Raw genomic sequence first — 6,000 nt, forward strand, 5'->3', positions numbered from 1 at the left:
TCAGGTCATTGTGCGGCATGACCTTAGTGGATGGGCTCGCGGCTGGAAGCAAGCCACCAGGGGGACCTGCCTGGGCAGTTCGCAGGGCCAGATACTCGGTGTCCGGCGGGAGGCCTTGTCATTTCCGTCCTGGCCCCCATATGAGCGAGCGGAGTACGGCGGGCTGATCCAGGGCTCTCCGTGTCGCGGGACCAGATCGCGCCAGCAATAGCTATTGGGTCGCGGTTTTAGGGGCAATTGAGAGAATTGATGGCCGCAACGTCTGCCTTGCCCTAGAGTCAAAGGCAGAAGACTCATATAGCGTTACAGACGATGTCTGCCGTGGGCCAGGCTTTGTGTAGTAACTTACCGGTCACTGCCGGTTTCGCTTCGAACGGTTTACCCACGAAACCGGCGCAGAGGGTAGTCAATTGAACGACATGGCAAAGAATCTGATCCTGTGGCTGATCATCGCCGCGGTGCTCGTCACCGTGATGAACAACTTCTCCAGCCCCAACGAACCCCAGACGCTCAACTATTCCGACTTCATCCAGCAGGTGAAGGACGGGCAGATCGAGAGCGTGACCGTGGATGGCTATGTCATCACCGGCAAGCACCGTGACGGCGATCCCTTCAAGACCATCCGTCCGGCGATCCAGGACAATGGCCTGATCGGCGATCTGGTAAACAACAGCGTCACCATCACCGGCAAGCAGCCCGAGCAGCAGAGCATCTGGACTCAGCTGCTGGTGGCCAGCTTCCCGATCCTGGTGATCATCGCGGTCTTCATGTTCTTTATGCGTCAGATGCAGGGAGGCGCCGGCGGTCGCGGCGGCCCCATGAGCTTTGGCAAGAGCAAGGCGCGGCTGTTGTCGGAAGACCAGGTCAAGACCACCTTCGCCGACGTCGCCGGGTGCGACGAAGCCAAGGAAGAAGTCACCGAGCTGGTCGAATTCCTGCGTGATCCGGGCAAGTTCCAGCGCCTCGGCGGGCGTATTCCCCGCGGTGTGTTGATGGTTGGTTCACCGGGTACCGGCAAGACGCTGCTGGCCAAGGCCGTGGCGGGCGAGGCCAAGGTGCCGTTCTTCACCATCTCCGGTTCGGACTTCGTCGAGATGTTCGTCGGTGTTGGCGCCAGCCGTGTCCGCGACATGTTCGACCAGGCCAAGAAGCATGCCCCCTGCATCATCTTCATCGATGAGATCGATGCGGTGGGTCGTCATCGTGGCAACGGCATGGGCGGTGGTCACGACGAGCGCGAGCAGACCCTGAACCAGTTGCTGGTCGAGATGGACGGCTTCGAGATGAACGATGGCATCATCGTCATCGCCGCTACCAACCGTCCTGACGTACTGGACCCGGCGCTGCTGCGTCCCGGTCGTTTCGATCGCCAGGTCGTGGTCGGTCTGCCGGACATCCGTGGTCGCGAGCAGATCCTCAAGGTGCACATGCGCAAGGTGCCGATTGGCGAGCGCGTCGACGCGGGCGTCATCGCGCGGGGTACCCCGGGTTTCTCCGGTGCCGACCTTGCCAACCTGGTCAATGAGGCCTCCCTGTTCGCCGCTCGTTCCAACAAGCGCACCGTCGATATGCGCGAGTTCGAGCTGGCCAAGGACAAGATCATGATGGGCGCCGAGCGCAAGACCATGGTCATGTCCGAGAAGGAGAAGCGCAACACTGCCTATCACGAAGCGGGTCATGCCATCGTCGGTCGCCTGGTGCCGGAGCACGATCCGGTCTACAAGGTCTCCATCATTCCCCGTGGCCGGGCCTTGGGCGTGACCATGTTCCTGCCCGAGGAAGATCGCTACAGCCTGTCCAAGCGGGCGCTGGAAAGCCAGATCTGTTCGCTGTTCGGTGGCCGTATCGCCGAAGAGATGACCCTGGGCTTCGAAGGCGTCACCACGGGCGCTTCCAACGACATCATGCGGGCGACCTCCCTGGCGCGGAACATGGTGACCAAGTGGGGCCTGTCCGAGAAGCTCGGCCCGCTGCTGTATGGCGAGGAAGAGAACGAAGGCTACCTGGGTCGTTCGGGGGGTGGTGGCGCCGGCAACATGTCGGGCGAGACCGCCAAGCTGATCGATCTGGAGATTCGTCGCATCATCGATGACTGCTATAACACTGCCAAGCGGCTGCTGGACGAGAATCGCGACAAGCTCGAACTCATGTCCGATGCCCTGATGAAATACGAGACCATCGATTCGGACCAGATCGACGACATCATGGCAGGCAAGGTGCCGCGTGAACCGCGCGACTGGCATGACCGGGGCGGCCCCACCGGTGATTCGCCGGCGCCGCAAAGCGGCAGCGATCGTCCTGAAACGCCCATCGGTGGTCCGGCCGGAGAACACTGAAACACCCATGTTCAATCCGTTCCCTTCGACCCGATTGCCTTGCGGCAATCGGGTTCTTGTTTTTGACGCGCCCAAAGTCATGGGCATCCTCAACGTGACGCCCGATTCCTTCTCCGACGGCGGTCGCTATACGGCTGTCGACAGCGCGTTGCGCCATGCCGAGGCGATGATGACGGCCGGTGCTGCCATCATCGATGTGGGTGGAGAGTCCACGCGACCAGGGGCGCCCCCGGTGTCCGAGGTCGAAGAGCTCGAGCGTGTCGTGCCGGTGGTCGAGGCGATCGCCCGTGAGCTGGATGTCGTCATCTCCATGGACACCTCCTCGCCGTTAGTCATGCAGGAAGGTGCTCAGGCAGGGGCCGGTCTGATCAATGATGTCCGCTCGCTGCGCCGGCCTGGCGCCCTGGAAGCTGCCGCCGCGACCGATCTGGCGGTCTGCCTGATGCACATGCGGGGCGAGCCCGGCACCATGCAGCAGGCGCCCGTCTATGCTGACGTCGCCGGCGAGGTCGGCGCTTTTCTCGCCGAGCAGATTGCCCGTTGCGAAGCGGCCGGGATCTCCCGCAGCCGGCTGGTGCTGGATCCAGGCTACGGCTTCGCCAAGACCCTGGAGCACAACCTCGAGCTGTTCAGACGACAAACCGAGTTGCTCGCCTTTGGGCTACCCTTGCTGGTGGGCGTTTCTCGCAAGAGCATGATCGGCGCGGTCACCGGGCGACCCGTAGAGGGGCGCCTGGCAGGCGGTCTGGCCCTGGCGGCGCTGGCGCTGGCCAAGGGTGCACGGATCCTCAGGGTCCATGATGTGGCGGAAACGGTGGACGTGGTGAGGATGATCACCGCGGTCGAAGGCTTCAGGCAGGAACAGAACTGATGGCAAGAAAGTATTTTGGAACCGATGGTATTCGCGGCAAGGTCGGGACGTATCCCATCACCCCCGAGTTCATGCTCAAGCTGGGCTGGGCGGCGGGTATCGCCTTTCGCAGTCGCGGCGGTTGTCGAGTGCTGGTGGGCAAGGACACCCGCAACTCCGGCTACATGTTCGAATCGGCACTGGAAGCCGGTCTTTCCGCTGCCGGTGCCGACGTCATGCTGCTGGGTCCCATGCCGACGCCGGGTATCGCCTATCTGACGCGGACCTTCCAGGCCAGCGCCGGCATCGTCATCAGTGCTTCGCACAATCCCTACTACGACAATGGCATCAAGTTCTTTTCCGGCGCCGGCACCAAGCTGCCCGATGAACTGGAAACCATGATCGAGGAGCTGCTCGACACGCCCATGACCGTGGTCGATTCGGCGCGTATCGGCAAGGTCTCGCGCATCAACGATGCCGCGGGTCGTTACATCGAGTTCTGCAAGAGCAGCGTGCCGACCGGGACCAGTTTCGCCGGTATGAAGATCGTGCTGGACTGCGCCAATGGCGCCACCTACAAGATCGCACCCAGCGTCTTCCGTGAGCTTGGGGCGGACGTCAGCGTGCTCGGGGTGCAGCCGGACGGTCTCAATATCAACAAGGATTGCGGTTCCACCCATCTGGAGGGGCTGCAGCAGGCGGTGCTCGACCAGCACGCCGACATCGGCATCGCCTTCGACGGCGACGGTGATCGGGTGCTGATGGTGGATCACACCGGAGCGGCAGTGGATGGCGACGAGCTGCTCTATCTGATCGCCCGCGATCTCAAGCGTCGTGGCCGCCTCGAGGGTGGGGTGGTCGGTACCCTGATGAGCAATCTCGGTCTCGAGCTGGGGCTGGCCGAACTGGATATTCCCTTCGTGCGCGCCAAGGTGGGCGATCGCTATGTGATGGCCGAGCTGCTGGAGCGCAACTGGGTGCTGGGCGGCGAGAATTCCGGGCATGTGGTCTGCTGCCAGTACACCACCACCGGTGACGCCACCATCGCCGCGCTGCAGGTGCTCATCGCCCTGCGCAATGCTGGCCAGACCCTGGCCCAGGCGCGCATGGCGCTGCGCAAGTGCCCACAGGTGCTGATAAACGTGAGGTTCGGTGGCGGCCAGGATCCCTTGGAGAACCCGCGGGTCAAGCAGGCCAGTGCCGAGGTCACCGAGAAGATGGCCGGCAAGGGACGGGTACTGCTGCGCAAATCCGGTACCGAGCCGCTGCTGCGCGTCATGGTCGAAGGCGAGAACGAGCGTGAGGTGCGCGCCCATGCCGAGGCCCTCGCCGAGCTGATAAGCGAGGTATGTGCTTGATTTGCTTGCATGCCGGTTTTCGATTGAGTAACATCTGCGCCCACTTCGCTCCCTGAGGTAAAACGCATGCGTCGTTCCCTGGTTGCCGGTAACTGGAAAATGCATGGCTCGCTGCAAAGCGTGTCGGCGCTGGTCGCAGGCTTGCAAGGGTTGGATGGCGCAGCGGGTGTCGATGTCGTGGTGATTCCGACATTGGTGCATCTGCCGGGGGTGGCTGAGGCGTTGGCGGCAACGTCGCTGATGGTGGGGGCTCAGACCTGTGCCTCCGTCGCGGGCGAGAAGGCTCTGACTGGCGAGGTGTCCTCGACCCAGTTGGCGGAATTCGGTTGCCGTTACGTACTGGTGGGGCACTCCGAGCGGCGTGCGCTGCTGGGCGAGGATGATGCGGTGGTGGCGAAGAAATTCGCGGCCATTCAGGAGGGCGGGATGATTCCCGTGCTCTGCGTCGGCGAAACCCGCGAAGAGCGGGAGGCTGAGCGCACTTTGGACGTGGTAGGTGGCCAGCTGAAGGCGGTCATCGAGGCGGTTGGAGTGGCGGCTTTTGCCAATGCCGTTGTGGCCTACGAGCCGGTCTGGGCGATAGGTACGGGGCTCACGGCAACACCGGAGCAGGCGCAAGAGGTTCATGCGGCGATTCGTGCCCTGGTGCGCGAAGCCGATGCTGAGGTCGCTGAAGGCCTTCAGCTGTTGTATGGCGGCAGTGTCAAGGCTGCCAGTGCTGCCGAGTTGTTCGGCATGCCGGATATTGATGGGGGGCTGGTGGGTGGAGCCTCCCTGAATGCTGAAGAGTTCAGTGCGATTTGCCGCGCTGCAGGACGTGGATAATGTTGGAAACTGCAGTAGTTGTGATCCACTTGCTGATGGCGCTTGGCCTGATCGTGCTGGTATTGATGCAGCAGGGCAAGGGTGCCGAAGCCGGTGCATCCTTTGGTGCGGGCGCCTCGGGTACCGTGTTTGGTAGTCAAGGCTCTGCTACCTTTCTGAGTCGTTTTACTGCTATACTAGCCGCGGTTTTTTTCGCGACTAGCCTGGGTCTGGGGTATTACGCCAAAGACCGTGCGCTGGGTCTGCGTGAGGTGGGTTTGCCCACTCAGCCAGTCCAGCAGGCTCCTCAGCCGAAGCAGGATGGTAACGATGTTCCTCTGAGTCAGCCACGTGCTGCCCAGGGTGGTACTTCCGGGGACGTACCCCAGGAGTCCAAGTAGGTTTAAAGGGTTTCATGCCGAAGTGGTGGAATTGGTAGACACGCTATCTTGAGGGGGTAGTGGCCATAGGCTGTATGGGTTCGAGTCCCATCTTCGGCACCAAATAGCAAAGACGTCCTGCAGGACGCGGCGAGAATAGAGTAGGTTGACTCCTAGAGTTCAGTTGAATATAATCTCGCTCCAGCTTTGACGCGGGGTGGAGCAGTCTGGTAGCTCGTCGGGCTCATAACCCGAAGGTCGTTGGTTCAAAT

5 protein-coding genes and 1 tRNA gene are annotated in these 6,000 nt (G+C 62.1%); all 6 read left to right on the plus strand.

Features of this window, described 5'->3' with window-relative positions:
* Positions 1–419: 419 nt before the first annotated feature.
* Complete coding sequence (gene ftsH, locus GSQ95_RS10390; protein ID WP_133863040.1) at positions 420–2,336, plus strand: ATP-dependent zinc metalloprotease FtsH; 1,917 nt, start codon at positions 420–422, stop codon at positions 2,334–2,336.
* 7 nt (positions 2,337–2,343) lie between these two features.
* Positions 2,344–3,207, plus strand: coding sequence for a dihydropteroate synthase (gene folP, locus GSQ95_RS10395; protein WP_158893786.1), 864 nt, complete (start codon positions 2,344–2,346; stop codon positions 3,205–3,207).
* A complete protein-coding gene (gene glmM, locus GSQ95_RS10400) occupies positions 3,207–4,544 on the plus strand; it encodes a phosphoglucosamine mutase (RefSeq protein WP_158893783.1) in 1,338 nt (445 codons plus the stop codon). Before folP ends, glmM begins: the two co-directional genes overlap by 1 nt.
* 66 nt (positions 4,545–4,610) lie before the next feature.
* A complete protein-coding gene (tpiA, locus tag GSQ95_RS10405) occupies positions 4,611–5,369 on the plus strand; it encodes a triose-phosphate isomerase (protein ID WP_158893781.1) in 759 nt (252 codons plus the stop codon).
* Entirely contained in the window at positions 5,369–5,749 is a 381-nt protein-coding gene (secG, locus tag GSQ95_RS10410; RefSeq protein ID WP_133863044.1) for a preprotein translocase subunit SecG, read from the plus strand. Before tpiA ends, secG begins: the two co-directional genes overlap by 1 nt.
* A gap of 16 nt (positions 5,750–5,765) precedes the next feature.
* Positions 5,766–5,851 (plus strand) — tRNA-Leu (locus GSQ95_RS10415).
* Positions 5,852–6,000: the final 149 nt, after the last annotated feature.

Origin of the sequence: Pseudomonas sp. BAV 4579 (genome assembly GCF_009765395.1) — a bacterium.
In the GTDB taxonomy this organism is placed as follows: Bacteria; Pseudomonadota; Gammaproteobacteria; order Pseudomonadales; family Pseudomonadaceae; genus Chryseomonas; species Chryseomonas aestiva.

Coding starts and splice junctions, on each gene's coding strand:
- ftsH (WP_133863040.1), top strand. CDS start 420: ATGGCAAAGAATCTGATCCTGTGGCTGATCATCGCCGCGGTGCTCGTC.
- folP (WP_158893786.1), top strand. CDS start 2,344: ATGTTCAATCCGTTCCCTTCGACCCGATTGCCTTGCGGCAATCGGGTT.
- glmM (WP_158893783.1), top strand. CDS start 3,207: ATGGCAAGAAAGTATTTTGGAACCGATGGTATTCGCGGCAAGGTCGGG.
- tpiA (WP_158893781.1), top strand. CDS start 4,611: ATGCGTCGTTCCCTGGTTGCCGGTAACTGGAAAATGCATGGCTCGCTG.
- secG (WP_133863044.1), top strand. CDS start 5,369: ATGTTGGAAACTGCAGTAGTTGTGATCCACTTGCTGATGGCGCTTGGC.